Annotated in this window: 26 protein-coding genes; 12 read left to right on the forward strand and 14 right to left on the reverse strand. The window is 62.8% G+C overall.

Features of this window, described 5'->3' with window-relative positions:
* The 3 genes from fmt to truA are packed head-to-tail and all read left to right on the forward strand — an operon-like array spanning window position 1 to window position 2214.
* Window positions 1-936 (forward strand): methionyl-tRNA formyltransferase, encoded by a 936-nt coding sequence (fmt, locus tag AC0L3I_RS12145; RefSeq protein ID WP_473527047.1) that lies wholly within the window; start codon window positions 1-3, stop codon window positions 934-936.
* Window positions 933-1442, forward strand: a complete 510-nt coding sequence (locus AC0L3I_RS12150; protein WP_473488422.1) for a GNAT family N-acetyltransferase — start codon at window positions 933-935, stop codon at window positions 1440-1442. Before fmt ends, AC0L3I_RS12150 begins: the two co-directional genes overlap by 4 nt.
* A 16-nt stretch (window positions 1443-1458) precedes the next feature.
* Window positions 1459-2214, forward strand: coding sequence for a tRNA pseudouridine(38-40) synthase TruA (gene truA / locus AC0L3I_RS12155; RefSeq protein ID WP_123146159.1), 756 nt, complete (start codon window positions 1459-1461; stop codon window positions 2212-2214).
* Here truA and AC0L3I_RS12160 read toward each other — a convergent pair.
* From AC0L3I_RS12160 to dapD, 6 genes are all read right to left on the reverse strand, one after another.
* The gene (locus AC0L3I_RS12160) at window positions 2211-2804 is read right to left on the reverse strand and encodes a transporter (protein WP_123146160.1); all 594 of its coding nucleotides are present in this window, start codon (window positions 2802-2804) and stop codon (window positions 2211-2213) included. The two genes, truA and AC0L3I_RS12160, sit on opposite strands and share 4 nt — an antisense overlap.
* 2 nt (window positions 2805-2806) lie before the next feature.
* A complete protein-coding gene (gene dapE, locus AC0L3I_RS12165) occupies window positions 2807-4006 on the reverse strand; it encodes a succinyl-diaminopimelate desuccinylase (RefSeq protein ID WP_473488424.1) in 1200 nt (399 codons plus the stop codon).
* A 232-nt stretch (window positions 4007-4238) separates the two neighbouring features.
* The gene (locus tag AC0L3I_RS12170) at window positions 4239-5408 is read right to left on the reverse strand and encodes a GGDEF domain-containing protein (protein WP_123146162.1); all 1170 of its coding nucleotides are present in this window, start codon (window positions 5406-5408) and stop codon (window positions 4239-4241) included.
* Between the two features lie 84 nt (window positions 5409-5492).
* Entirely contained in the window at window positions 5493-6215 is a 723-nt protein-coding gene (locus AC0L3I_RS12175; RefSeq protein WP_473527048.1) for a hypothetical protein, read from the reverse strand.
* Window positions 6216-6236: 21 nt separating this feature from the next.
* Window positions 6237-6608, reverse strand: coding sequence for a DUF805 domain-containing protein (locus AC0L3I_RS12180; RefSeq protein ID WP_473488426.1), 372 nt, complete (start codon window positions 6606-6608; stop codon window positions 6237-6239).
* A gap of 27 nt (window positions 6609-6635) precedes the next feature.
* On the reverse strand, window positions 6636-7490 hold the full coding sequence (gene dapD, locus AC0L3I_RS12185) for a 2,3,4,5-tetrahydropyridine-2,6-dicarboxylate N-succinyltransferase (RefSeq protein WP_473488427.1): 855 nt from the start codon (window positions 7488-7490) through the stop codon (window positions 6636-6638).
* A 159-nt stretch (window positions 7491-7649) separates the two neighbouring features.
* Between dapD and AC0L3I_RS12190 the strand changes: the two genes are divergently transcribed.
* Complete coding sequence (locus tag AC0L3I_RS12190; protein ID WP_082982714.1) at window positions 7650-8489, forward strand: LOG family protein; 840 nt, start codon at window positions 7650-7652, stop codon at window positions 8487-8489.
* A gap of 39 nt (window positions 8490-8528) precedes the next feature.
* On the opposite strand, the gene AC0L3I_RS12195 is transcribed toward AC0L3I_RS12190, so the two are convergent.
* Window positions 8529-9236, reverse strand: coding sequence for a pyrimidine 5'-nucleotidase (locus tag AC0L3I_RS12195; RefSeq protein ID WP_473488428.1), 708 nt, complete (start codon window positions 9234-9236; stop codon window positions 8529-8531).
* A 161-nt stretch (window positions 9237-9397) separates the two neighbouring features.
* Between AC0L3I_RS12195 and AC0L3I_RS12200 the strand changes: the two genes are divergently transcribed.
* On the forward strand, window positions 9398-10159 hold the full coding sequence (locus tag AC0L3I_RS12200; RefSeq protein WP_473488429.1) for a GGDEF domain-containing protein: 762 nt from the start codon (window positions 9398-9400) through the stop codon (window positions 10157-10159).
* Window positions 10160-10396: 237 nt separating this feature from the next.
* On the opposite strand, the gene phhA is transcribed toward AC0L3I_RS12200, so the two are convergent.
* Window positions 10397-11233: a phenylalanine 4-monooxygenase gene (gene phhA / locus AC0L3I_RS12205; protein WP_192364451.1), complete on the reverse strand. Its 837-nt coding sequence runs from the start codon at window positions 11231-11233 to the stop codon at window positions 10397-10399.
* Window positions 11234-11368: 135 nt separating this feature from the next.
* On the opposite strand from phhA, the gene AC0L3I_RS12210 reads away from it, so the two are divergent.
* Together AC0L3I_RS12210 and bchE are read left to right on the forward strand one after the other, a co-directional pair.
* Window positions 11369-11845, forward strand: a complete 477-nt coding sequence (locus AC0L3I_RS12210) for an Lrp/AsnC family transcriptional regulator (RefSeq protein ID WP_029347288.1) — start codon at window positions 11369-11371, stop codon at window positions 11843-11845.
* A 119-nt stretch (window positions 11846-11964) separates the two neighbouring features.
* On the forward strand, window positions 11965-13584 hold the full coding sequence (gene bchE, locus AC0L3I_RS12215) for a magnesium-protoporphyrin IX monomethyl ester anaerobic oxidative cyclase (protein WP_473527049.1): 1620 nt from the start codon (window positions 11965-11967) through the stop codon (window positions 13582-13584).
* On the opposite strand, the gene argB is transcribed toward bchE, so the two are convergent.
* On the reverse strand, window positions 13547-14440 hold the full coding sequence (argB, locus tag AC0L3I_RS12220; RefSeq protein WP_095494100.1) for an acetylglutamate kinase: 894 nt from the start codon (window positions 14438-14440) through the stop codon (window positions 13547-13549). The genes bchE and argB overlap by 38 nt on opposite strands.
* A gap of 100 nt (window positions 14441-14540) precedes the next feature.
* Window positions 14541-16037: an amidase gene (locus AC0L3I_RS12225; RefSeq protein WP_473488432.1), complete on the reverse strand. Its 1497-nt coding sequence runs from the start codon at window positions 16035-16037 to the stop codon at window positions 14541-14543.
* 183 nt (window positions 16038-16220) lie between these two features.
* Between AC0L3I_RS12225 and AC0L3I_RS12230 the strand changes: the two genes are divergently transcribed.
* From AC0L3I_RS12230 to msrB, 4 genes are all read left to right on the forward strand, one after another.
* Window positions 16221-16760: a sigma-70 family RNA polymerase sigma factor gene (locus AC0L3I_RS12230; protein WP_473527050.1), complete on the forward strand. Its 540-nt coding sequence runs from the start codon at window positions 16221-16223 to the stop codon at window positions 16758-16760.
* Entirely contained in the window at window positions 16757-17455 is a 699-nt protein-coding gene (locus tag AC0L3I_RS12235; protein ID WP_473488460.1) for an anti-sigma factor, read from the forward strand. Before AC0L3I_RS12230 ends, AC0L3I_RS12235 begins: the two co-directional genes overlap by 4 nt.
* A gap of 219 nt (window positions 17456-17674) precedes the next feature.
* A complete protein-coding gene (locus AC0L3I_RS12240; protein ID WP_473527051.1) occupies window positions 17675-18232 on the forward strand; it encodes a fasciclin domain-containing protein in 558 nt (185 codons plus the stop codon).
* 215 nt (window positions 18233-18447) lie between these two features.
* The gene (msrB, locus tag AC0L3I_RS12245) at window positions 18448-18948 is read left to right on the forward strand and encodes a peptide-methionine (R)-S-oxide reductase MsrB (protein WP_095494149.1); all 501 of its coding nucleotides are present in this window, start codon (window positions 18448-18450) and stop codon (window positions 18946-18948) included.
* Window positions 18949-19092: 144 nt separating this feature from the next.
* Here msrB and AC0L3I_RS12250 read toward each other — a convergent pair whose 3' ends face one another.
* Both AC0L3I_RS12250 and AC0L3I_RS12255 read right to left on the reverse strand, forming a co-directional pair.
* Window positions 19093-20625 carry a DHA2 family efflux MFS transporter permease subunit gene (locus AC0L3I_RS12250; protein WP_473527134.1) on the reverse strand — a complete coding sequence of 511 codons (1533 nt, stop codon included), beginning with the start codon at window positions 20623-20625 and terminating at the stop codon, window positions 19093-19095.
* A gap of 82 nt (window positions 20626-20707) precedes the next feature.
* Window positions 20708-21889 carry an HlyD family secretion protein gene (locus AC0L3I_RS12255; RefSeq protein ID WP_473488435.1) on the reverse strand — a complete coding sequence of 394 codons (1182 nt, stop codon included), beginning with the start codon at window positions 21887-21889 and terminating at the stop codon, window positions 20708-20710.
* 161 nt (window positions 21890-22050) lie between these two features.
* Between AC0L3I_RS12255 and AC0L3I_RS12260 the strand changes: the two genes are divergently transcribed.
* The gene (locus AC0L3I_RS12260; RefSeq protein WP_473488436.1) at window positions 22051-22770 is read left to right on the forward strand and encodes a TetR/AcrR family transcriptional regulator; all 720 of its coding nucleotides are present in this window, start codon (window positions 22051-22053) and stop codon (window positions 22768-22770) included.
* 99 nt (window positions 22771-22869) lie between these two features.
* Here the strand turns inward: AC0L3I_RS12260 and yihA are convergent, their stop codons facing one another.
* Both yihA and AC0L3I_RS12270 read right to left on the reverse strand, forming a co-directional pair.
* A complete protein-coding gene (yihA, locus tag AC0L3I_RS12265) occupies window positions 22870-23529 on the reverse strand; it encodes a ribosome biogenesis GTP-binding protein YihA/YsxC (protein ID WP_473488437.1) in 660 nt (219 codons plus the stop codon).
* Window positions 23526-24164 (reverse strand): CatB-related O-acetyltransferase, encoded by a 639-nt coding sequence (locus AC0L3I_RS12270; protein WP_473488438.1) that lies wholly within the window; start codon window positions 24162-24164, stop codon window positions 23526-23528. Before AC0L3I_RS12270 ends, yihA begins: the two co-directional genes overlap by 4 nt.
* Window positions 24165-24351 lie beyond the last annotated feature (187 nt).

A 24351-nucleotide genomic window follows, 5' to 3' on the forward strand; every position in this document is an offset into this window, starting at 1 on the left:
ATGCCCCTGCGCGTCATCTTCATGGGTACGCCCGAATTCTCCGTGCCGACGCTGCGGGCGATCGCCGAAGCCGGGCATGAGATAGAAGCCGTCTATACCCAGCCACCGCGCGCCGCCGGTCGCCGCGGCCTGGAACTGACGCCGTCGCCGGTGCTGCGCGAGGCGGAGCGGCTGGGCGTCGAGGTGCGAACGCCAGCGTCGCTGAAAAGCGAGGCCGAGCAGCAGGCGTTCCGCGCCCTGCGGGCCGATGTCGCCGTGGTCGTCGCCTATGGATTGCTGTTGCCTAAACCAATTCTCGAGGCGCCGCGGCTCGGCTGCCTCAATGGTCACGCGTCGCTGTTGCCACGCTGGCGCGGCGCCGCCCCTATCCAGCGCGCCATCATGGCTGGCGATACCGAGACAGGCATGATGGTGATGCGGATGGAGGAGGGCCTGGACACCGGCCCGGTGGCGATGGTCGAAAAATGCGCCATCGGCCCCTACATGACGGCCGGCGAACTGCACGATCGGTTGATGCACATTAGTGCCGCGCTGATGGCGAAAGCGCTGGCACGAATGGAACGGGATGCCCTGACATTCACCGCACAGGCGACGGAGGGGGTGACCTACGCCAAAAAGATCGATAAAGCGGAGACGCGCGTGGACTGGACGCGGCCTGCTGGCGAAGTCCACGATCATATTCGCGGCCTGTCGCCCTTTCCCGGCGCATGGTGCGAGACCGAAATTGGCGGCCGCTTGGAGCGGCTGAAACTGCTTCGCTCGACGCTTTCGGATGGCGCCGGCGAGCCGGGAGGAATTCTCGACGACCAGCTGACGGTCGCCTGCGGGTCAGGCGCGATCAGGCCGGTCGAAGTTCAACGTGCGGGCGGAAGGCCCATTGCCGCGCAGGAATTTCTGCGCGGGGCCAAGCTCGAAGAAGGAATGAAATTCTCATGAGCATGATGTCGATACGCGCGGCAACGCCGCGGGACCGCGAGGCGATCCGCCTCGTCGAGGAACACGCCTTCGGCCAGCAGGCGGAGGCCGGACTGGTCGACGCGCTGGTCAGCGGCGGCGATGCCATCGTCGAACTGGTGGCGGAAGAAGATGGACAGGTGGTCGGCCATATCCTGTTTTCGAGGCTTTTCGTGCAGAACGGCGGCAAGAGCTTTCCGGCGGTGGCGCTGGCGCCTCTGGCGGTCGAGCCGTCATTCCATGGCACTGGCATCGGCGGTGCGCTGGTCCGCGAGGCGCATATCCGGCTGAAGGACGCCGGCGAGGTGCTGGCGGTTGTGCTTGGCGATCCCGCTTATTATGGCCGCTTCGGCTACAGTCATGCGCGCGCCGAAAGGTTCGAAAGCGAGTATCAGGGCGAAGCCCTGCAGGCGCTGGCCTGGGGCGAGGCGCCTGAGACCGGCAAGCTGGTCTATGCTTCGGCTTTTAGCTCCGCGCTCGCCGCCTAACCTCATCCTGCTAGGAATGCCGCGTTTTCGCCTCGACATCGAATATGACGGCAGCCTCTATGCCGGCTGGCAGCGCCAGGCAGACCAACCTTCGGTGCAGCAGGCGATCGAACAGGCGATCGAGAAATTCTGCGGCGAACGGGTCTCGCTGCGCGGCGCCGGCCGCACCGATGCCGGCGTCCATGCGACCGGTCAGGTGGCGCATGTCGATCTCGTCAAGGCATGGCCTGATGACAAGGTGCGCGATGCAGTCAATGCCCACCTGCAAACGGCCAAGGCGCGCATCGCCATCCTCAAGGCGGCCGTCGTGCCTGATAGCTTCGATGCGCGTTTCTCGGCGATCGGCCGCCACTATCTCTACCGCATCGTCAACCGGCGCGCGCCGGCGGCACTCGACAAGGGCAAGATCTGGTGGGTGCCGAAGCGGCTCGACGCCGAGGCCATGCACGAGGCGGCAAAGGTGCTGCTGGGGCGGCATGATTTCACCACGTTCCGCTCGACCCAATGTCAGGCCGACAACCCGGTGCGGACGCTCGATCGGCTGGATGTCAGTCGGCTGGGGGACGTGATCGAAGTGCGAGCCTCGGCGCGCTCGTTCCTGCACAATCAGGTGCGCTCGATGGTCGGTTCGCTGAAGCGCGTCGGCGAAGGCGGCTGGACAATTGCCGACCTGAAGGCGGCGCTCGGCGCGCGCGACCGTGCAGCCTGTGGCCAGGTGGCGCCGCCCGACGGCCTTTTTCTCGTTGGGGTAGATTATCCGAAAGTCGACTAATTCGGCGCACCGATGCCGAGCAGCGCCTGCAGGCCGAACAGAATGACCAGCGACGCCACGAACATGCCGGCGAAGACGGCGGTGCCGACAGCCGCGCCCCTGCCGATGGCGACGTTTGTCATCCGCCAGGTCAGGATCATCGACAACGCAAACAAAAGCAGCGACGCCAGTACGGCGAACTCGTTGGTGGACGGCAGGAAAAGCCTGATCAACGCCGCTGGCAGCATCAGCCAGGCGATGATCGCCGACGCCCAGTTGCTGGCGACGACATAGTGGACAAAGCGTCCGCCAATGCCGGCGCGCGGCGCGACCAGGGCAAGGCCAACGAGCGGCAACACCCAGGCGCCGATGTCGACCGTCGCCAGACGGATCAGCATGCTGAAGCGCCCCGCGAATGCATTCGGATCGCCGATCTCGTTGGCAAGGCCGACCCAGCCGACGATCAGCGCCGGTGCCGCGACGATGATGGCGAAGAAGGAATTCCAGAAACCGTCGGCCGAAAGGTCGAGCTGGCGCAGCCCGTCGGCCTTGCCGAGCATCAGTCGCCAGGCGCCGGTCAGCGAAGCATAGGTTTCATCCGACGAAAGCATGATTACGGTATGCCTCGCTCGAACCAGTCTTCGATGAAACGCTGATAGATCTGCGTCAGCGTCTCGAGGTCGGCAAGCGCGACGCGTTCATCGACCATGTGCATGGTCTTGCCGACCAGCCCGAACTCGACCACCGGACAATAGTCCTTGATGAAGCGCGCGTCGGAGGTGCCGCCGGAGGTGGAAAGCGCCGGCTTCCTGCCGATCACCGCCTTGACCGAACCGCTGAGCGCTTCGATCAGCCGGTCGTCTCGGGTGAGGAAGACGTGACTCGGCCGGTCGCGCCAGACGAGTTCGTAATCGACTGGGGTCGTCTTGCCGGCCCGGTATTTCTTGCGCTTCGCCGCCTTGTCGAGACGGTTGTGGATTTCCGCCTGGATGGTGTCGGCGGTCCATGTGTCGTTGAAGCGGATGTTGAAGGTGGCGGTCGCCTTTGCCGGAATGACATTGGTGGCTGGATTGCCGACATCGATCGAGGTCACCTCCAGATTGGTCGGCTGGAAGTCCTTGGTGCCTTTGTCGAAGACCGGATGCAGCAAGGCGTCGACCAGCGTCATCAGCCCGCGCACCGGGTTGTCGGCAAGCTGCGGATAGGCGGCGTGGCCCTGGCGGCCGCTGACGATGATGCTGCCGGACAAAGAGCCGCGCCGGCCGATCTTGATCATGTCGCCCAGCGCCTTGGGATTGGTCGGCTCGCCGACGATCGACGCATCCCATTTCTCGCCCTTGGCGGCCGCCCATTCGAGTAGCTTTGTCGTGCCGTTGATGGCCGGCCCTTCTTCGTCGCCGGTGATCAGCAGCGAGACCGAGCCTTTCAGACCGCCTTTCGAACCGAGATGGCGCGCCACCGCGGCGATAAAGCAGGCGATGCCGCCCTTCATGTCGACGGCACCGCGGCCGAACATCTCGCCTTTGGCGATCTCGGCGGCGAAAGGCAGATGCGTCCATGAGGCCTCGTCGCCGACCGGCACCACGTCGGTATGCCCGGCGAACATCAGGTGCGGACCGTTGCCGGACCGCCGCGCATAGAGATTTTCGATATCGGGTGTGCCGTCCTCGGAAAATACCGGCCGCTCGACGGAAAAGCCGAGTGGTTTCAACATTGTTTCCAGTGTGCTCAGTGCCCCGCCCTCAATGGGCGTCACCGAGGGGCAGCGGATGAGGGCGGCGAGATTTCCAGCAGGATCGGTCGGCAACGTCATGGGCAAAAGCGATAGTCGAAAGCGCAAGGCCTGTCACGGCCAGACATAAGGGCCAGCCATCCCGCCGACATTATGGTTCTCATGGCGTATAGTCGAAGGCCTAACGCATGTCGCCCAAAAGCATGCGCTCGGGCTTAAAGCGCGTCGCACGAATCGCTTCAGACCCAACGCGCTTTTAGGCTGGATATTGGATGGACGGAGGCGACAAAAGGCCCAATGCTCACTAGGATCGTCAGTTCGCGGCCCGCACATGCGCCCAGTAACGGCCCTTGCCGGTGCGCTTGGCTTCGTAGAGCGCGTGATCGGAACAGGTGAGGAGGAGTTCCGGCTCGCCGCCGTCGGCAGGCGCAAAGGCGCTTCCAATGCTCAACCCGATGGGTATTGCGGTGCCCACGCCAAGGTCGAAAGGCACCGAAATCTTCTCAATGGCCCGCTTTGCCAGGTAGGTGGCTTCAATCTCGGATGTGTCGGGCAGCAGGATGACGAATTCGTCACCGCCGATGCGAAAGACCACATCCCCCGCTCGGAAAGCGCGTTTCAATCGTTCGGCCACCTTGCGCAGCAGCATGTCGCCGACCGCGTGGCCGAAGCGGTCATTGACGTGTTTGAAGCCGTCGAGATCCATGCTGAGCACGGCAAACGGCCTGCCGCCGTTTGCGGCCGGCGCCGCAAGCTCGCTGCACATGCCGCGCAGTTTCTCCTGGAGGAAGATGCGGTTCGGCAGGCCGGTCAGGGCGTCCTTGATCGCCAGATCGCGATTGTCCAGTTCGGCGCGGATCATGCGGGCGTTAATCGCATGATTTTGAAGCAACACGATGATGACGCCGGCCACATAGAACGGCACTTGAAATCCGACGATAGACATTCCGGGCGCTGGAGAAAACAGCGCGCCAACCAGGAAAGGCAGGCCTACGGCCAGCATAACGAATATGGCGTAGCGCGGAGTCGCTGCGTTGCGCGACGACACCACGCCGACGACGCCTGCGACATTCAGGGCAGCCAAAACGGCGAGCGCCATATGCCCGCTGACGACGCAGCCATAGCAGCCGAGGCCGAAAATCACCGACCACGGGCCCCCGGCGGCCATGAGGCCTGCCAGCGGCCCCGTTCCCCCACGCTTGCGGGCCCGCTCACATTCCCGCATCAGCAGGAAGCGGACGGCAAACAGGATGAGGTCGGCCGCGATCCAGGCGTAAGGCCACCGGTCGCCGGTGACGACCGCGGCGCTGACTGCCAGCACCAGGACGCTGATGGTGCCGAACAGGACAGCGAATTTGCGGTCGAAGGCGGTATCGAGAAGCCGCGCACGGACAGCTTCCGGTTCCGCTCTCATCGGCGAAGAAAACCAGGCGAACAGCCGCGCGCCGGCACTTCGCTTTCCGCGCGTTTTCGGGTTGGCCAAGGGTTCGTCGTGTGCCAGTCGAGCGCTCCGTGCCGGGCGACACAGTCTCCACGGGCATGCTGGACCAAGGTGATTAAGATTAGCTTAGGTACCTGGACGAGCCGACCGCAACGAACCGTCGATCAGGGTGATCTTTTGCCAGATCTTCCGCGACAGGTTGGAGCTCAGGGTTTCGATGTCGTTGACACCATCGACGACCACATTGTCGTTGACCGACTGGGCGAACAGCGCGGCGATCTTGCCGGTGATCGACAGCATTTCGGAGCAATAGTCGAGGTAGCGGGCGAGATCGGCACGGTCGGTTATGCGTGCCGGTGAATGCGATGTCGGCTTGAAATCGGTTGAAAGCGCTGCCGGATCTTTGGTCAGCTGATGCATGTCGATGACATGGATCAGCGATCGCAAGCCGTGAAGCTTGCGAAACACCTGCTTGCGCTTGATGCGCTCCTCGGTTCGGATCAGGGCCAGGAAGCCGAGCACCGCGAGGATGATCATGTTGATCAGGGATTCGATGCCTTGCACCGACTGGACGGCATCGTTGGTTCCCGAGATACGGCCGAGCGGCAGGATGGTGCCGACGAACAGGAACATCAGCGCGCCGGCGGCAATGGCGGCGATGACGACGCCGCGCAGCCACCAGATCGGCGCTTCCAGCGCCTTCGCCGCCTTGGCCAGATCACGCGACAGCGACACGAGTTCGATGGCGACGCCACGCAAGCCTGCATCGGGAAAACGCTCGGAGACGCGTTTTTCCAGTCGCTCGGCAGTTTCGATGATCAGTTTCGAATCAAGCGTGCGGTAGCGCATGGCTAGATACCCGACCGGCGCTCAGGATTCGGCCGGCGCATTGGTGCGTTTGCCGTAGCGATTGGGTCCGGGATCGCTTTTGAAGAAGGCCAAAATAATAAGGAGAATGGCGCCGACGATGAGAGAGATCAATGCGTAGTAGGTAGGCTTGCCGAAATCATGGAACCGCTTCGCCGTTAGCGCAAAGGTCGACCATGTCGAGACAACCACGGCGATCCACCAGGCGAGCGCCCAGTACTGACTTGCGGCAGTGCCTAGCGGCGTTCGCGAGAACTGGTAGAGCAGGAAAAGCTGAACCAGGAGCGGCAAAAGACCGGCCAAAACGTAGGCACTGGGGTTCACTCGCCCGGAAAGGCTGAAGAAAAGCCATAGAAATCGAGGTTTGTCGAGCAAGCGGGTGCGTCCGTTTTTTGCGAACGATCAATCGCGAAGCAGTTCGTTGATCGAGGTTTTGGAGCGGGTCCTGGCATCGACGCGCTTGACGATGACGGCGCAGTAGAGGCTCGGACCGGGCTCGCCATTGGGCAACGGCTTGCCGGGCATCGAGCCGGCGACGACGACGGAATTGGCCGGCACTTCGCCGTAGAAGACCTCACCGGTGGCGCGGTCGACGATCTTGGTCGACTGACCGATGAAGACGCCCATGCCGAGCACCGAGCCCTCGCGCACGATGCAGCCTTCGACCACCTCGGAGCGTGCGCCGATGAAGCAATTATCCTCGATGATGGTGGGGCCGGCCTGCATCGGCTCCAGCACGCCGCCGATGCCGACGCCGCCCGACAGATGCACATTCTTGCCGATCTGGGCGCAGGAGCCGACCGAGGCCCATGTGTCGACCATGGTGCCGCTGTCGACGTAGGCGCCGACATTGACGAAGGACGGCATCAGCACGGCACCTGGCGCGACATAGGCGGAGCGCCGCACGATCGACGACGGCACGGCGCGGAAACCTGCCTTCTCGAAATCGATGGCGCTCCAGCCGTCGAATTTCGACGGCACCTTGTCCCACCACACAGCCTGGCCGGGACCACCCTTGATGATCTCCATCGGGTTGAGCCGGAACGACAGCAGCACCGCTTTCTTCAGCCACTGGTTGACATGCCATTTGCCGTCGGCCTGCCGCTCGGCAACGCGGGCGATACCCCGATCGAGCAGGTCGAGCGCCGACTGGATGGCGTCGCGCGTCGCGCCGCGGGTTGCCGTCGAAATCGTCTCGCGTTCCTCGAAGGCTTCTTCGACTGTGTTTTCGAGACTCGCCAGTTCGGGCTTCGACATGAATTCGCTCCATTACCAAGCTGTTAAGGGGCCGCACCTTAACCTGTTTTGAAAGTCGCCGGACCCTATGTGAAGGCTTGGTGAGGGTCAATCGCGGCTGCGTCACGGGACGGCGCCAGTGAATAATTGGGCAAGTGAATAATTGGACGGGTAGGTAATATGACTCCTATGGAAAAGGCGGGGTGGACGCCGCTGCCGCATTCGGACGAGGATCTGGAGCGGTCGAAAAGCGTGCCGGACACGCCGCAGACGCGTGCCGAGACCTACCGGCTGGCCTGGAACGATCCCGACTTCATGACGCGGCGCGAATTGCGCGCGGTCAGACTGCAGCTCGAACTGTTGAAGCCGGAGATGATCCTGGCCGAACGCGGCATCCGCTCGACCGTCATCCTGTTCGGCGGGGCGCGCATCCCCGAGCCGGACGGTGAAGCCTGGGCAGCCAAAAACGAGACGCAGAAGAAGAACCTCGAGAAAAACAGTAAATATTACGAGGAAGCGCGAAAATTCGCCCGCCTCTGCTCGCAGCAGTCGGCCACCTCTTATTATCGCGAATTCGTCGTGGTGACAGGCGGCGGACCCGGGGTCATGGAAGCCGGCAATCGCGGCGCCGACGATGTCGGCGCACCGTCGATCGGCCTCAACATCGTGTTGCCGCACGAGCAGGCGCCGAATGCCTATGTGACGCCGGAGCTATGTTTCAACTTCCACTATTTCGCTGTCCGCAAGATGCACTTTGTCATGCGCGCCAAGGCTGTCGCGGTGTTTCCGGGCGGCTTCGGCACGATGGACGAATTCTTCGAGACGCTGACCCTGATCCAGACCGGCCGCATGGAGCGCGTGCCGGTGATCCTGTTCGGCAAGGCGTTCTGGAAACGGGCGATCGACCTCGATTTCCTCGCCGAGCAAGGCACGATCACCCCCGGCGACCAGGACATCATCGATTTCGTCGACACCGCCGACGAGGCCTGGGGGATCATCAGCCGCTTCTACAAGCTTTAGCCGTGGGCTGTATCGATCCGGCTGCACGAAGCAACTGCCTCAAGCGGTGACGTCGACGATCGCGGTGAGGAATTCGGCAAGGTCGTCGGTGACGAAATCCACATCGTCCTCGTTGGCCGGGTCACGTTCCCAGATCTCCGAGAAGGTCGGCTCGAAGTTGCGCGGCACGACCAGCACCGTGGTCATGCCCAGCGATTTCGGCACGGACAGGTTGCGGGCCAGATCCTCGAACATCACCGCATTGTGGCCGGTGACGGCGTGGAGTTCCGCAAACTTCTCGTAGGTGCGGCGCGCCGGCTTGGGGTTCAGCCCGGCAGCGACGATATCGAAGATGTCGTCGAAATGGTCAAGGATGCCGAGTTGGCGCGCGGTGCGTTCGGCATGCCTGCGGTCGCCATTGGTGAAGATGAACTTGCGGCCGGGAAGCTGGCGGATGGCGGTGCCGAGAACGGGATCGGGAACCAGCCAGGAATAGTCGATATCATGGACCTTCTCGAGAAAATCGTCGGGATCGATGCCGTGGCGCGCCATCAGACCGTTCAGCGTCGTGCCGTATTCCCGGTAGAGTTCCTTCTGCAGCTTGCGGGCATCGTCGCGTGGCAGCGTCAGCAGTTCTCCGACATAGGCGGTCATCTTCACGTCGATCTGCGAGAACAGGTTCGAATGGTGCGGATAGAGTGTGTTGTCGAGGTCGAACACCCAGTCGGAGACATGGGCAAAACGGGCGGGATCCGGGAGCGTGGTCATGCAATCCTTATGGCACGAAACAGTGCTTTTGGCAGAGGCTTTATCCACAACTTATGCGCGTTGCGAGTGGCGAAAATGGCGCCATGATTCAAATTTTAAGCATCGCCGAAAGGTGGCATTCAGGGCTTGCTGGCACAGAGTCGGTTCAGGGGGAACCAGCGATGAGCCGCATATTTCTGAAGTCTGCCGCCGTCGCTTTCGCCTCCGTCGCGGCCTCGCTTTTGTTGACGCTGATCATCGTCCCGGCAATCGGCTTCCCGTTCAACCGCACGATCTGGCTAACATCAACGGTCTGCCCGCTCGCGCTTGCCTGGATCGCTAGCGCCTACACCTTCTGGCAGGGTGAGAGGTTGAAAAGCGCCCATCGCGACCTCGCCCGCGCTCATGCACAGCTCGCCGCAGCGCATCGGCGCCTGTCGGAAAAGGCGAGCCGCGACGACATGACCGGCATGCTCAACCGCGAGAGCTTCTTTGCGGCGCTCGAGGCCTCCCGGCGTAAATCCGATCGCGGTGCGTTGCTGATCATCGATGCCGACCACTTCAAGATCATCAATGACAGCTACGGCCATCTGACCGGCGACGAGGCGCTGCTTCTGATTGCAAGCGCGATCGAGCGCGGCGTGCGCAGCGGCGACGTGATCGGCCGCATCGGCGGCGAGGAATTCGGTGCGTTTCTGGTCGGCGCCACCGAACAGGAAGCCAAACGCGTCGCCGAACGCATTCGCGGTGAAGTCGAGCTGATCCGCTTCCGTCCCGTCGATGAGCGGGTCATACCCCTCACCGTCAGCATCGGCGGTGTCACCTGCGGCGAGGATGCCGGCGTATCGGATCTGATGCGTGCCGCCGACCACCGCCTTTACCAGGCCAAGCATCGCGGCCGCAATCTGGCCATCCTGGACAGGGACATTTCCGAAGCGGCCTGAGCGGTCCCGCTCATTGACGCTGTTTGGGCGCAGCCGGGCCGCTTACACGGTTTAAGCAAAGTGTGCAGCTAGGTCTTGGCACGGAATTGGCAGTGGCCTGCCGGCTGGGCGACCACCTCGGCAAGGTAATCGGCGTGTAGAACGCCGGCTCAGCCGGCCTGCCGAGGGATCGTGGCCACAGTGCGCCACCAATAACGCCGGCGCCGATCGGCTGGAGCGTCCGAGCCTGCCCAGCATCTAAAGTTTCGCCGGGTCGAGCGGCGGCTTGCCCTTGTGGCGTCCGATGATCGCTGCCATTTCGGCGACGTTTTGGAAGGCATCGCGCAAAACGTCGAAGGACGGCAACACGAAATAGGCGCGCTGGAACTTGTCGATCTCGTAGCTGGTGCGCATCACCGTTTCCAGATCGAAGGGGACATGGTGCGCGTCCTTGCTTTCAATCGCGAATTGAAGTTCCGCAAAGGACGACATCAGCCCGGCGCCGAAAGCCTTCAGCGGTTGGCCTGCTTCCTGGATCAGCCCGTATTCGACAGTGTACCAGTAGAGGCGGCTGATCATCTCGTCGCCGCCGAGCGCGATCAGATGCTCGGCCTTCTCGCCATACATCTGCATGAAATCGGCAAAGACCGGCTGCGTCAGCGCCGGCACATGGCCGAAGAAGTCGTGGAACATATCCGGCTCGACGATGTAGTCGAGCTCTTGTTTCGTCCGCAGCCAGTTGGTCACCGGGAAGCGGCGGTTGGCGAGGTGGACGAAGAAGGCTGGCGCGGGAATGAGGCCCGGCACGGCGACGATTTCCCAACCGGTAAGCTTGCGCAGCTTTTCGCTGACGACACCGAAATCCGGAATCTTGTCGAGCAGGCCCAGCGTGGCGACGCCGTCGAGATAGGACCGGTGTGCCAACTTTTTAGTCAGCTTCGTCTGGCGGTCGCACAGTGTACGCCACACCGCCTGCTCGTCAGCAGTGTAGTTGTAGCTCTGCTCAACGGTGAAATCGGCACGGCAGACCGAATAGTCGCCGCGAAGGCCTTGTGCCGCGCATTCGCGGGCGTAATCGGCAACGCTCATCGTCATGGCTGTTCTCCCTGGAAATCACGACTAACATTATAAAAGTTTAGCCGGGTCCGGTGAGGCAAATCCGCTTTGATGATGGCCCGAACAGGCGATTTGAGGTAAAAGCCACCACAGAAAAGCTGCAGGAGAGTGAAAGTGCCTCAGTTTGACGATTTTGAGATCAAGATGCTCGATATCTTGCAGCGTGATGGGCGCAAGCCGGTGTCCGAACTGGCCCAGGAGATCGGCCTTTCGACGACGCCATGCGCGCGCCGCTTCGAGGCTCTTCAGAGCGCCGGCATCATCAAGGGCTTTGCCGCTGTGCTCAGCCGCCGCGCCATCGGCCTGATGGTCGAAGTGTTCATTCAGGTGCGCTTGGTAACCCACAGCGACGGTTCGCCCGAAACCTTCATCGCCGCCGTGCAGCGCATGGACGAGGTGTCGTCCTGCTGGACGATGACCGGCGACTACGATTTCCTGCTGCATGTGATGGTGCCGTCGGTCGATGAGCTCAACGCCTTTGTCATGCACCGGCTGATGCGGCTCGACGGCGTGCGCGATGTCCACACGCAGCTCGTGCTGCAGAACATCAAGGGGCCGGGCCACGTACCGCTTGGGCACCTCAGGCGATGAGTCTATATCTCGCCGTCTGCATTTCTGCGGAAAAGCAGCACGGAAACTGCTGAACCGGGCCAGCTGCAGGCCCAGATCGCCGACCAGGATGACCGGACCGCCATCGCAAAAGGTCCTTCATGAAAATCGTCCTGATCAATCCGCCGCATACCGCAATCGGCAGCCGCGTGCCCGACGACCATTTGCCGCCGCTCGGCCTGCTGGCACTGGGCGGCCCCCTGATCGACGCCGGCCATGACGTGCGGCTCGTCGATGCCGAGTTCGGACCGATGCCGCTTGCCGCGGCTGTGCAAGATGCGTTGAGCGATCATCCCGATTGCATTCTGATCGGCCATTCCGGTTCGACCTCGGCGCACCCGACAGCCTTGGAGATTGCACGAATGGTCAAGCACCGCGGCCCGGCGACGATGGTGATCTATGGCGGTGTGTTCCCGACCTATCACTGGCGCGACATCCTTGCCGAAACGGATGTCTTCGACTTCATCGTGCGCGGCGAAGGCGAGGCGACCATCGTAGCCCTGGTCGAGGCGCTGGACAGGCGCCGGCCGCTGTCTAACGTGGCGGGCATCGCCTTTCGCGACGATTTGCGCCGTCCCTTTGCCACCAAGCCGGCAGGCACCATCGCCGACCTTGATGAATACCGCGTCGGCTGGGACCTGATCGATGTCAGTCGTTACAGTTATTGGGGCGGCAAGCGCGCGGTGGTCATGCAGTTTTCCCGAGGCTGCCCGCATCTGTGCAACTATTGCGGCCAGCGCGGCTTCTGGACGCGATGGCGGCATCGCGACCCCGTGAAATTCGCGCAGGAGATCGCCTGGCTGCACCGCGAGCACGGCGTCGAGCTGATCAACCTTGCCGACGAGAACCCGACCTCGTCCAAAAAAGCCTGGCGCGCCTTTCTCGATGCGATGATTGCGCAGAACGTGCCGGTGCTGATCGTCGGCTCAACCCGCGCCGACGACATCGTTCGCGATGCCGACAGCCTGTATCTCTACCGCAAGGCAGGGGTCATCCGTTGGCTGCTGGGCATGGAAAACACCGACGAGCAGACGCTTGCGTTGATCCGCAAGGGCGGCAGCACTTCATCCGACCGCGAGGCGATCCGGCTGCTGCGCCTCAATGGCATCCTGTCGATGGCGACCTGGGTGGCCGGTTTCGAGGACGAGCGTTTTCGCGATCTCTGGCGCGGTTTTCGCCAGCTCATCGCTTATGACCCGGATCAGATCCAGGCGCTCTATGTCACGCCGCACCGCTGGACGCCGTTCTTCCGGATCGGCAGAGACCGCAAGGTGGTCCAGTTGGACGCCCGCCTGTGGGACTACAAGCATCAGGTGCTGCAGATGACCCGGCTCAAGCCGTGGATGCTGTTCTTCAGCGTCAAACTGATCGAACTGGCGGTGCAGTCCCGGCCCAAGGCCCTGGCGCGCATCCTGTTCCACAAGGATCCAGAGCAACGGCATTCGATGCGCTGGTATACGAAAATCGGCCGCCGCGTCTGGTTCCGTGAAGTCTGGGGCTTTCTCGCGCGGGATCGCCGTCTTGAGGACGGGCCGACGCTGGCCGCGTTCTGGGGTGCACCGCAGGACGAGGAAGAGCAATCGATGACGTTCGTACATCAGGTCCGCAAGCCTGCCGAACCCGCCATCGGGATTTCGCCGAGCGCCTGGGCCCAACAATGCCCGGCAAGCTGTCAGCCTGCGCTCAAGGCACGATCAGCGTGCCGGCGCCGTGTTCGGTAAACAGTTCGAGCAGCACGGAATGCGGCGTCTTGCCGTTGAGGATGACGACGCCCTCGACGCCGCGCTCGATCGCCTCGATGCAGGTCTCGACCTTGGGGATCATGCCGCCCGACACCGTGCCGTCCTTGATCAAGGCCTTGGCCTCGGCCACGGTCAGCTCATCGATGAGCTTCTTGTTCTTGTCGAGCACGCCGGGCACGTCGGTGAGGAACAGAAGGCGTGTCGCCTGGCAGGCACCGGCAATCGCGCCGGCGAAGGTGTCGGCATTGATGTTGTAGGTGTGGCCGTCGCGGCCCGGCGCCACCGGCGCCAGCACCGGGATCATTTCGGACCGCGCCAGAAGGTCGAGCAGCGTGCGGTCGACCTCGATCGGCTCGCCGACGAAGCCGAGATCGAGCACGCGCTCGATATTGGAGTCCGGGTCGATCATGGTCTTGCGCGCCTTTTCGGCGAAAACCATATTGCCGTCCTTGCCGCACAGGCCGATCGCCCATTCGCCCTCGGCATTGATCAGCGCGACGATCTCCTTGTTGATCGAGCCGGCCAGCACCATCTCGACGATCTCGACCGTCTTCTGGTCGGTGACGCGCAGGCCGCCCTCGAACTTCGATTCGATGCCCATCTTGCTCAGCATGGCGCCGATCTGCGGCCCGCCGCCATGGACGACGATCGGGTTGACGCCGGATTGTTTCAGCAGCGCGATGTCGCGGGCGAAGGCCTTGCCGAGTGCAATGTCGCCCATGGCATGGCCCCCATATTTCACCACGACCGTCTTGTTTTCGTAGCGCTGCATATAGGGCAGCGCCCTCGAAAGCAGAGCGGCCTGCATTTCGGCGGTGGCGGCGAGGTCCGTCATCGGCATGGTTCCCAGCTTGGCATGAACGGCGGCGTCTTAGCGGGAATTGGAGCAGGGGGCAAACGGCTTTGCTGTCACATCAGGTGAAATCGGCCCGCTTTTATGCCGGCAACTGCAGCGGCGCCCGCCGCTCCTGCCATCCCGAAATCTTTTCCATTTGCGCGGCGAAGGACAACAAGGTCTCCTCGTCGCCGGGTCGGCCGGCGGCCTGGATGCCGAGCGGCAGGCCGGCATCGGTGACATGGACAGGCAGCGCGATCGACGGCTGGCCGCTGACGTTCTGGATCGCCGGCCAGTGGGTGAACCATAGGCTCTTGTCCATCAACTGGCCGAACAGCGGCTTGAATTTCAGCAGACGGGCAAGCCGCAGCCTGTCGAGCACGTCCTCTATGAACGCATCGGCGCCCTTCGGGTCCATGGCGCCGCAGGCGAGCGGCGGATGGGCGATAACAGGCATCAGCACGGCATCGTACGGCGCGGTCTCGGTGATCAGGCGGCGCGACGTGGCGTGCAGCCGCTGCAGGCCGGCGTAGATCTCGCCGGCCGAGACGATCTCGCCGAAGCGGCTCATCAGACGCGTGGCGCGCTCGACGTCGCCCGAAACGGAGCGGCCGACGCGCAAGACTTCAATGCGCATCGCGCCGGCGACTGCCGCAGCCACCGTCCTGGCGAAGTCGGCGATGAAGTCGCGGCCGATATAGGACAGATCGATCTCCTCGATCGTGTGGCCGCCTTCGCGCGCCAATGCCACAGCCGTGTCCAGCGCCGTCAGCGTCTCGGCCGATATCGGCAGGCCGAGCGGCGATTTCCGATAGACGGCCAGTTTCAGCTTGCCGGGGTCGCGCGCCGCCGCGGCGGCAAAAGTTCCCCTCGGCGGCGGCGCCGCATACGGTGACAGCGGATCGGGTCCATGCGTCAGGTCGAGCAGCAAGGCCGAATCCCGGACCGAGCGGGCAACGGCGTGGTCGACGACCAGACCGTACCAGCTTTCGGTGACGAGCGGCGACAGCGGCACACGGCCGCGCGAGGTTTTCAGCCCGACCAGCCCGGTGCAGGCGGCGGGAACACGGATCGAGCCACCGCCATCCGAAGCATGTGCCACCGGCACGACGCCGGCCGCGACCAGCGCCGCCGCACCCCCGGACGAGCCGCCGCTGGTATGGGCCGTATTCCACGGATTGCGGGTGATGCCGAAAGCGGTGGATTCGGTCATCAGCCTCAGCCCATGTTCGGGCGAGGTGCTGGTGGCGATCGGGACAAGGCCGGCGGCCAGATGGCGTTCGGTCATCACCGAGTCGAAATCGGCAACGAAAGCCGGAATGCGGCTGCCGCCGTGCGTCGGCACGCCTTTCATGGCGATGCCGAGATCCTTCAGGGCAAAGGGCACACCGGCCAGTGGCAGCTTGCGGTCGATGGTTTTCGCCCGCGTCCGCGCCGCCTCGTAAAGCGGCTCGGCGATGGCATTGATGTCCGGGCGAGTGGCCTCGGCCCGCGCGATCGCCGCATCGATGAGCTCCTGCGGCGAGATTTCTCCCTTGCGCACCAGGCCGGCCAGGCCGATTGCGTCATGTTCCCACAAGGCCTGTTCGACGGACATTCTTGCTTCCCCCAAATATTGGCAAGCTAGAGCATCGGACCCAAAAGTGGAAACCGGTTTTGAGAAAATCCGATGCTCAAACAAAATCGGCTCTTTTCTTGGCAATCGAAGTTCACGACGCTCTCGCTGCCCAGAACGCTTCCGCCGTTGCAAATAGATTGCAATCGCCTAATTTGACAGCCGATGACGCCGCAGGATATCAGCAATCTGATTGTCCGGACTTCGATGAAGGACCGGGCTGCGTTCGATCTGCTCTACCGGCAGACCAGCGCGAAACTTTTTGGCGTCTGCCTTCGTGTATTGAAGGACCGGGGAGAGGCAGAAGAGGCGCTGCAAGAGGTCTTCGTCAAGATATGGACGAAGGCGGATCGTTTCGCCGTCTCGGATCTAAGCCCGATTTCCTGGCTGGTGGCCATTGCGCGCAATCATGCGATCGACCGGATAAGGGCGCGGCGAGAGCCTGCCGCCTACATCGATGCCGCGCTGGACGTGGCCGATCCGGCGCCGGGACCGGAGGCTGCGGCTGTTGCGGACGGTGAATCCGAGCGCATCTATCGTTGTCTCGATGAATTGGAAAAGGACCGGGCGGCGGCCGTCCGGGGCGCCTATCTGGACGGCGAAAGCTATGCCGAACTGGCCGCACGCCATGGCGTGCCGCTGAACACGATGCGGACCTGGCTGCGGCGCAGCCTGTTGAAGCTCAGAGAGTGTCTGGAAAGATGACGCCGGCAGAGGATAGCGGACCGGAACCTGGGGGCGACGACCTGTTCGCCGCCGAATACGCTCTTGGCGTGCTTGACGCGGACGAACGCGAGATCGCGTCACGCCGCATCGACGCGGACGCCGCTTTCGCGCGCCTTGTCGATGCCTGGGAGGCGCATCTTTCGCCGATGGCCGCCGCCTATCCGGAGACAGAGCCCCCGATCAGGGTCAAGGAGGCATTGGATCGCCGGCTGTTCGTTGCAGGGCCTCGCGCCGGTCTGTGGTCGAGCCTTGCCTTCTGGCGCGGCCTTGCCGCCGCTGCTGTCGCGGCGCTGGCGATCTATGTCGCCGTGCCGTACTTCAATCCGCCGGTCGAGCAGCCGCGGCTCATCGCCTCGCTGGCTGCCGACGGCAGCGACGTCAAATACCTTGCCGTCTATGACGCCGCCCATCGCGAGGTTGGCTTGTCGCATGTCTCCGGCGAGCGCGCCGCCGGCAAGGATTTCGAGCTGTGGATGATCGAGGGCAAGAACGCGCCGGTCTCGATGGGCGTCATCCCGGCCGGTCAGACCGCGCGTATGACCATCTCCCCGGCCGTGCAGGAAAAACTTGCGCAGGGCGCCGTTCTTGCGGTCAGCCTTGAACCGGCCGGCGGTTCGCCGACCGGCCAGCCGACCGGCCCTGTGGTCGCTGCGGGCGATCTGAAGAGCATCTGATCGCCTCTGTCTGCCGACTTTTCGAGAAGATTTTAAATCTATCGCCTGTGGTGACGTTAGCTTGGAAGCATGCAGGCTGTAAGGTTCCTGCCCTGAAAATCATGCTCGCCGTTATAAAAAATAAAATTTTCTCCTGAACGGGCGAAACTCGGGCATTTATCCCCCGTATCTCCTTGCGCCCCAAAAGAGGGGAAGAAATAAACTGAGGAGATAGAAATAATGCGTAAGTTCGCCACCCTTTTGCTTGCCGGAACGGTCGCCGTCTCCGCGCTCGCCACCGCGGCCTATGCCGAAAATCCGATGGTCGGCGGCGCCGCCATGTATGCCACCAAGAACATCGTCGAGAACGCCGTCAATTCGAAGGATCACACGACGCTGGTCGCGGCCGTCAAGGCCGGTGGTCTCGTCGACACGCTGCAGAGTGCCGGTCCCTTCACCGTGTTCGCGCCGACCAACGAGGCCTTTGCAGCACTTCCGGCCGGCACCGTCGACACGCTGCTCAAGCCCGAAAACAAGGACAAGCTGGTCAAGATCCTGACCTGCCACGTCATTGGTGCCAAGGCGATGGCCGCCGACGTCGCCAAGATGGCCATGGACGATGGTGGCGCGCACAAGGTCAAGACGGCGGGTGGCTGCGAACTGACGCTCAAGGCCGATGGCGGCAAGGTCACCGTGACCGACGAGAACGGCAATGTCGCCAACGTGACGGTCGCCGATGTCGAGCAGTCGAACGGCGTCATCCACGTCATCGACAAGGTTCTCCTGCCGAAGATGTAACGAAGGGGTCGTCGCCAGCGAAGATATGGCTGAGGCACGATGCCGAGTGCGCGGGTTCCGCTTGCGTGACCCGCGCAATCGGCAACCGTACACTCCGCGTCGTCCGCTGTAGGCGTGGGGCAGGTGCGGAGTGCCCGTTGTCGGGAGCTGGCCGTCACCAGCTTTTGATTTCCATGTGACGGCCGAATTTGGCAAAGGACATAGGAGGAATGGTGATGATCCGGCGCGATTTTCTTTGGAGCGGTGCCGCTGTGGCATTGTTGGCAGGCACGGCAGCAGCGCTGCGCATGGGCCGGCCGCAGGACGCACACGCGACCGAAACCTTCGAGGTCACCAAGACCGAGGCCGAGTGGCGCGCGATCCTGTCCGATGCGGCTTTCAATGTGCTGCGCAAGGAAGGCACCGAATATCCCGGCACCAGCCCGCTGCTCAACGAACACCGCAAGGGCATCTTCGCCTGCGCCGGCTGCGACCTGCCGCTCTATTCCTCCGAGACGAAGTTCGATTCCGGCACCGGCTGGCCGAGCTTCTGGCAGGAGATTCCCAACGCCGTCGGCATGACCGTGGACAGGTCCCTCGGCATGACCCGTACCGAGGTGCATTGCCGCCGCTGCGGCGGTCATCTCGGGCATGTCTTCGACGACGGCCCGCCGCCGACCGGCTTGCGTCATTGCATCAACGGCGTCGCCTTGACCTTCAAGCCGGCCACCGCCTGACCTAAAGCGCTCGCGTTTGACCGGCCTCACGCGACGCGCTTTAGGCTGTTGTCTTATGCATGTCGTTATCGCAAAACCGCTGTGCACTTTTGCGCGACATGCATTAGAGCGCCGCGCGTCCTTTGGACGCGCAAAGTTGCGCTATCAGTGTCCGCCACCTCCGCCCGCCGGTTCTGCCGGTTTGCGGATGACCATGGTGAAGATCGCCAGCGTGGCGAACAGCGCCGTCAAGAGATAGAACACGTCCATGAAGGACAGCAGCGAAGCCTGCTGCTGGACCATAGCAGACAGTTTGGAGATCGCCGCCTTGGACGCGTCCAGGCCGGCATTCTGCTGGAAGTCGAGCGTCATGTTCTGCAGCTTGGTCTGCGCCTCGGCACTGCCCCATTGCACATGCTCGGCCAGCCTTGCGTAGTGGAAGGCGTTGCGATCGATCAGCACGGTGTTGATGACGGCAAGGCCGACAGCGCCGCCGAGATTGCGGGTGAGGTTGAACAGGCCGGATGCATTCTTCAGCCGGTCAGGCGGCAGCGTTCCCAGCGCAATGTTGTTGATCGGCACCATGCACAGCATCATCGAGGCGCCGCGCAGGATCTGCGGCACCAAAAGCTCCCAGAAATCCCAGTCGGCGGTCAGATAGGTCATGCGCCAGGTGCCGGCTGCGAAGCCGAAGAAGCCGATCATCATCATCAGCCGCGGATCCATCTTGCGCGACAGGATGCCGGAAATCGGCGCGGTCGCGAACATCGCCAGCCCGCTGACGAACAGCGCCTCGCCGATCATCAGGGAATCGTAGCCGCGGATACGCCCGAGGTACACCGGATAGAGATAGGTCAGGCCGTAGAGGCCGATGCCGATGACGAACGAGAACAGCGAGCCGAAAGCGAAGTTGACATTGGCGAAGGCTTTCAGGTCGACGATCGGCTCCTCTGCGGTGAAGGCGCGCCAGAAGAACAGCACCGCGCCGGCCGTCATCAGGATGGCGCAGACGGACACGGCCTGGTCCTGAAGCCAGTCGTTGTTGGGACCTTCCTCGAGCACATATTCCAGCGAGCCGAGGAAGGCCGCCATGCCGGCAAGGCCCCACCAGTCGAACTTGCGGAACAGGCTGAGATTGGGCTTGTCGAAGTCGATCAGCGACCACGCCGCGGCGGTCACCAGGATGCCGGGCACCACATTGATCAGGAACAGCCAGTGCCAGGACGTGGCATGGCTGATGTAGCCGCCGACGGTCGGGCCGATGGTCGGCGCCAGCGTCGCCACCAGGCCGATCATCGGCGACACCATGGCGCGACGCGACGGCGGGAAGATGGTGAAGGCGGCAGCGAAGACGCTTGGAATCATGCCGCCGCCGATGAAGCCCTGGATGGCGCGGTAGACAATCATCTGGTCGATGTTGGTGGCGGTCGCCGCCAGCGCGCTGGCCGCGGTGAAGCCAGCCGCGGAGACGGTGAACAGCACGCGCGTCGACAGCATCCGGCTGAGAAAACCGGACAGCGGGATCATGATGACTTCGGCGATCAGATAGGCGGTCTGCACCCACGGGATTTCGTCGGAACTGGCGCTCAAACCCGCCTGGATCTCGGCCAGCGAGGCCGAGACGATCTGGATGTCGAGGATCGCCATGAACATCCCGAACACCATCGCCAGGAAGGCGATGATGCGGCGTGTGGGAATGGTATCAGGCGTAGCCGGCCTCGCCGGCGGCGATCCTGCTGTCAAGGTTGCGGTTGCCACGGCATTGCTCCCAAGCGGTCGCTCAGTTCGACGCGGCCGGTGCGGTGCGGCTGTCGACGGCGACGACGACGCTGAGGCCGGCGCGCAGCTTGCCTGTCTTCAGCACAGCCGCCGGCACGTCGATGCGAACCGGGACGCGCTGCACGACCTTGGTGAAATTGCCAGTGGCGTTTTCCGGCGGCAGCAGCGAGAACACCGCGCCGGATGCCGGCGCCAGCGACGAGACGGTGCCTTCGAAATCCTGGCCGTCGATCGCGTCGACCGAAATCCTGACCTTTTCGCCAGGCACCAGGCGGGCAAGCTGGGTCTCCTTGAAATTGGCGACGATGTAGAGCTTGTCCATCGGCACGATGACGGCGAGCTTCTGTCCGGGGCTGATCAGGTCGCCTTGCTCGACCGAGCGGTTGCCGACGACACCGTCATAGGGCGCGCGCAGCACGGTGAAGGACAGGTCCCGCGCGGCCTTGTCCCGGGCAAGCTGCAGCGACGCCAGCGTGCTTGCCGTCTCCACGCGCTGCGCCTGGAGCACACCGATATTGGCCTCAGCCGCCGCGATCTGGGCGTCGGCGCCTACAAGGGCGGCATTGGCCTGCTCGACCGCGGTCTGGGCATCATCCAGTTGAGCCTGGGTGCCGACATGCGTCTTTAGCAATTGGGCGGCGCGCGCTTGAACACGCGCCGCATTGGCGGCGGCGGCCTGGTCGGCGGTCTTCTGCGCCTGCGCCTGCTCGAGCGATGCGCGTGCCGCCTCGGTCTGGGCGTCGATGCGGTCGAGAGTCTTGCTCAAGGTGGCGATCTGCGCCTCGGCCTGGGCGACCGCTATTTTGTAGTCGCCATTGTCGACGACCAGCAGCGGGTCGCCGGCCTTGACCTGCTGGTTCTCGGTCACCTTGACCTGATCGACATAGCCGGAGATTTTCGGCGAGATGAACGCCATGTCGGCCTGGACATAGGCATCGTCGGTTGAGATCATGAAACGTCCGTCGGTCCAGTAATCGTAGCCATACGAGGCGCCTGCGCCCAGCAAGCCAAGCGCGATGATCGGCAACAGAAAGGAGCGTGCCGAACGCTTCTTTTTCGCCGGTGCCTCGGCCGGAGGACTTATTGCGGGCTCAGTCGGTGGGTTCGGCGCTTCGATTGCTGGCGCAACCTTGGCGTTGGGGAATGGACGGACTTCGGCGGTGGGGGTCGCGTTCGAGGACATGGGATCTCTCTTGGCATTCTCTCTGGAAACTGGGCATCTCTCTGAAAAATTAGTCATACTGAACCGTTCGGTTCGATGCGAACGTTGACTTAGCGCGGAGAGAGGCCCATATCAAGGGCGATCGAACCGATCGGTTCGAATATTTTTCGAGGTGTGACGTTATGACCGAACCCGACAAGGACCAGTGCGAGCTGCTGGATGGCCTGCGTCGCGGCCGCCCGGCGGCGGGACAGGACCCGGTCAAGCGCAGCCAGATCATCGAAGGCGCGCGTCGTGTCTTCATCGACAAGGGCTTTGAAGCGGCGTCGATGAACGACATCACCCGCGAGGCCGGCGTTTCCAAGGGCACGATCTATGTCTACTTCGCCAATAAGGAAGAGCTGTTCGAAGCGCTGATCGAGGAAGAACGCGGCACGATCTTCAAGAACATGTACGATATGCTCGACCGCGCCGACGACCTTCGCGAGACGCTGGTGAAGTTCGGCAAGGTGCTGTCCCTCAAGATCACCTCGGCCAAGGTCATCCAGGCGCAGCGCACGGTAATCGGCGCGTCGGACAGGATTCCCGAACTTGGCGCGCGCTTTTACGAACGCGGCCCGAAACGCGGCCATGACAAGGTCGTTGCTTTTCTCAATGCCGCCATCGAGCGCGGCCTGCTCAAGATCGACGATGTCGATCTTGCCGCCTATCAGTTTACCGAACTGTGCCTGGCGGGCCTTTTCCGTCAGTGCATATTCGCCTACCGCACCAAAGCCCCGAGCCAGGATGAAATCGACCACATCGTCAGGTCGGGCGTCGGCATGTTCTTGAAGGCTTACGGCACCGAAAGGCTTGCCGCGGAAGAAAGCACCCAGACGATTGCCCTAGAGGCAAAGTCTTAAAGCGCGTCGCGTTTTGACCGGCCTCACGCGACGCGCTTTAGGTTGTTGTTTATGCATGTCGTTATCGCAAAACCGCTGCACACTTTTGCGCGACATGCATTAGCCGCCATTGGCCGCCAGCACGATCGTCGCGCGCAATTCCTCGAGGCCCTCGTTCTTTTCCGACGACGTGGCGAGAACGAACGGAAACGCGGCCGGCCGCTTCTTGATCTTCTGCAGTGTCTCTTCGGTCAGCCTCGTCAAACCGGCCACCTTGATCTTGTCGGTCTTGGTCAGCACGATCTGGTAGGATACCGCCGCCTTGTCGAGCAGCGACAGCACTTCGTCGTCCTTGGCCTTGATGCCATGGCGGGCGTCGATCAACACGTAGACCCGCTTCAGCGTGACGCGGCCCTTGAGATAGTCGAAGACGAGTTTCGTCCAGTCGTCGACCTTCTCCTTGGGCGCGGTGGCGTAGCCGTAGCCCGGCATGTCGACCAGCGCCATCGGCGGCAGATCGGCGCCTTCGCCGGAAAATCCGCCCGGAACGAAATAGTTGAGTTCCTGCGTCCGCCCCGGCGTATTTGATGTGCGCGCCAGTCCCTTCTGATTGACCAGCGCGTTGATCAGCGACGATTTGCCGACATTCGAGCGGCCGGCAAAGGCGATCTCAGGCGGCCCTTCAGGTGGCAGGAATTTCATTGCCGGCACGCCGCGGATGAAGATCCACGGCCGCGTGAACAGCTCTATGCCGATCACGGTCTTGTTCAACGCGTTCAAACCGCTGCCTCCAGAAGAGAAATATCGGCGCCACGAATGGCATTGAGATTGTGGCTGATCTTTTCCACCGGCCAATCCCACCACGCGGCCGCCAAAAGCCGCCGGATGGTCCTGTCGTCGAAGCGCATCTTCACCGCCTTGGCCGCATTGCCGGCGACGATCGCATAGGGTGGCACGTCATGCGTCACCACCGATTTTGCCGCAACGATGGCGCCATGGCCGATCGTCACGCCGGGCAGGATCGCCGCTTCCATGCCGATCCATACATCATTGCCGACCACTGTGTCGCCGCGCAATTCTCTCGACCAGGTTGCCGGGTCGAAACCCTCTTCCCAGCCATGACCGAAGATGTTGAACGGATAGGTCGAAAAGCCGGACATGGCATGGTTGGCGCCGTTCATGATGAAGCGCGTGCCCTCGGCGATGGCGCAGAACTTGCCAATGATCAGCCGGTCGCCGATGAATGGATAATGATGCAGCACGCACCGCCCGGCGAATTTGTCCGGCCCGTCCGGATCGTCATAATAGGTGAAGTCGCCGATCTCGATATTCGGCGCCGTGACCAGTCCCTTCAGGAAGCCGACGCGGGTATGCATCGGGATCGGGTGCTTGATGTTGGGGTTGGGTCCTATCATAGATGGCTCCATCGACGAAAAAACAGGCAGGTCAAAAATAGCGCGATCCGCCCGGCAGCACCAACCGCGTGCGCAGCGGATCATCCGCGGCGGCGTCTACCGCCGGGCCGACTGGTTTCGCCGTTCGCCGGCGGCTCGGCTTGTGCGAAAAAAGCCCCGTTCGAACCGGGGCTTTCCTGGATTCGCA

The sequence above is a fragment of the Mesorhizobium sp. WSM4840 genome (assembly GCF_055811755.1).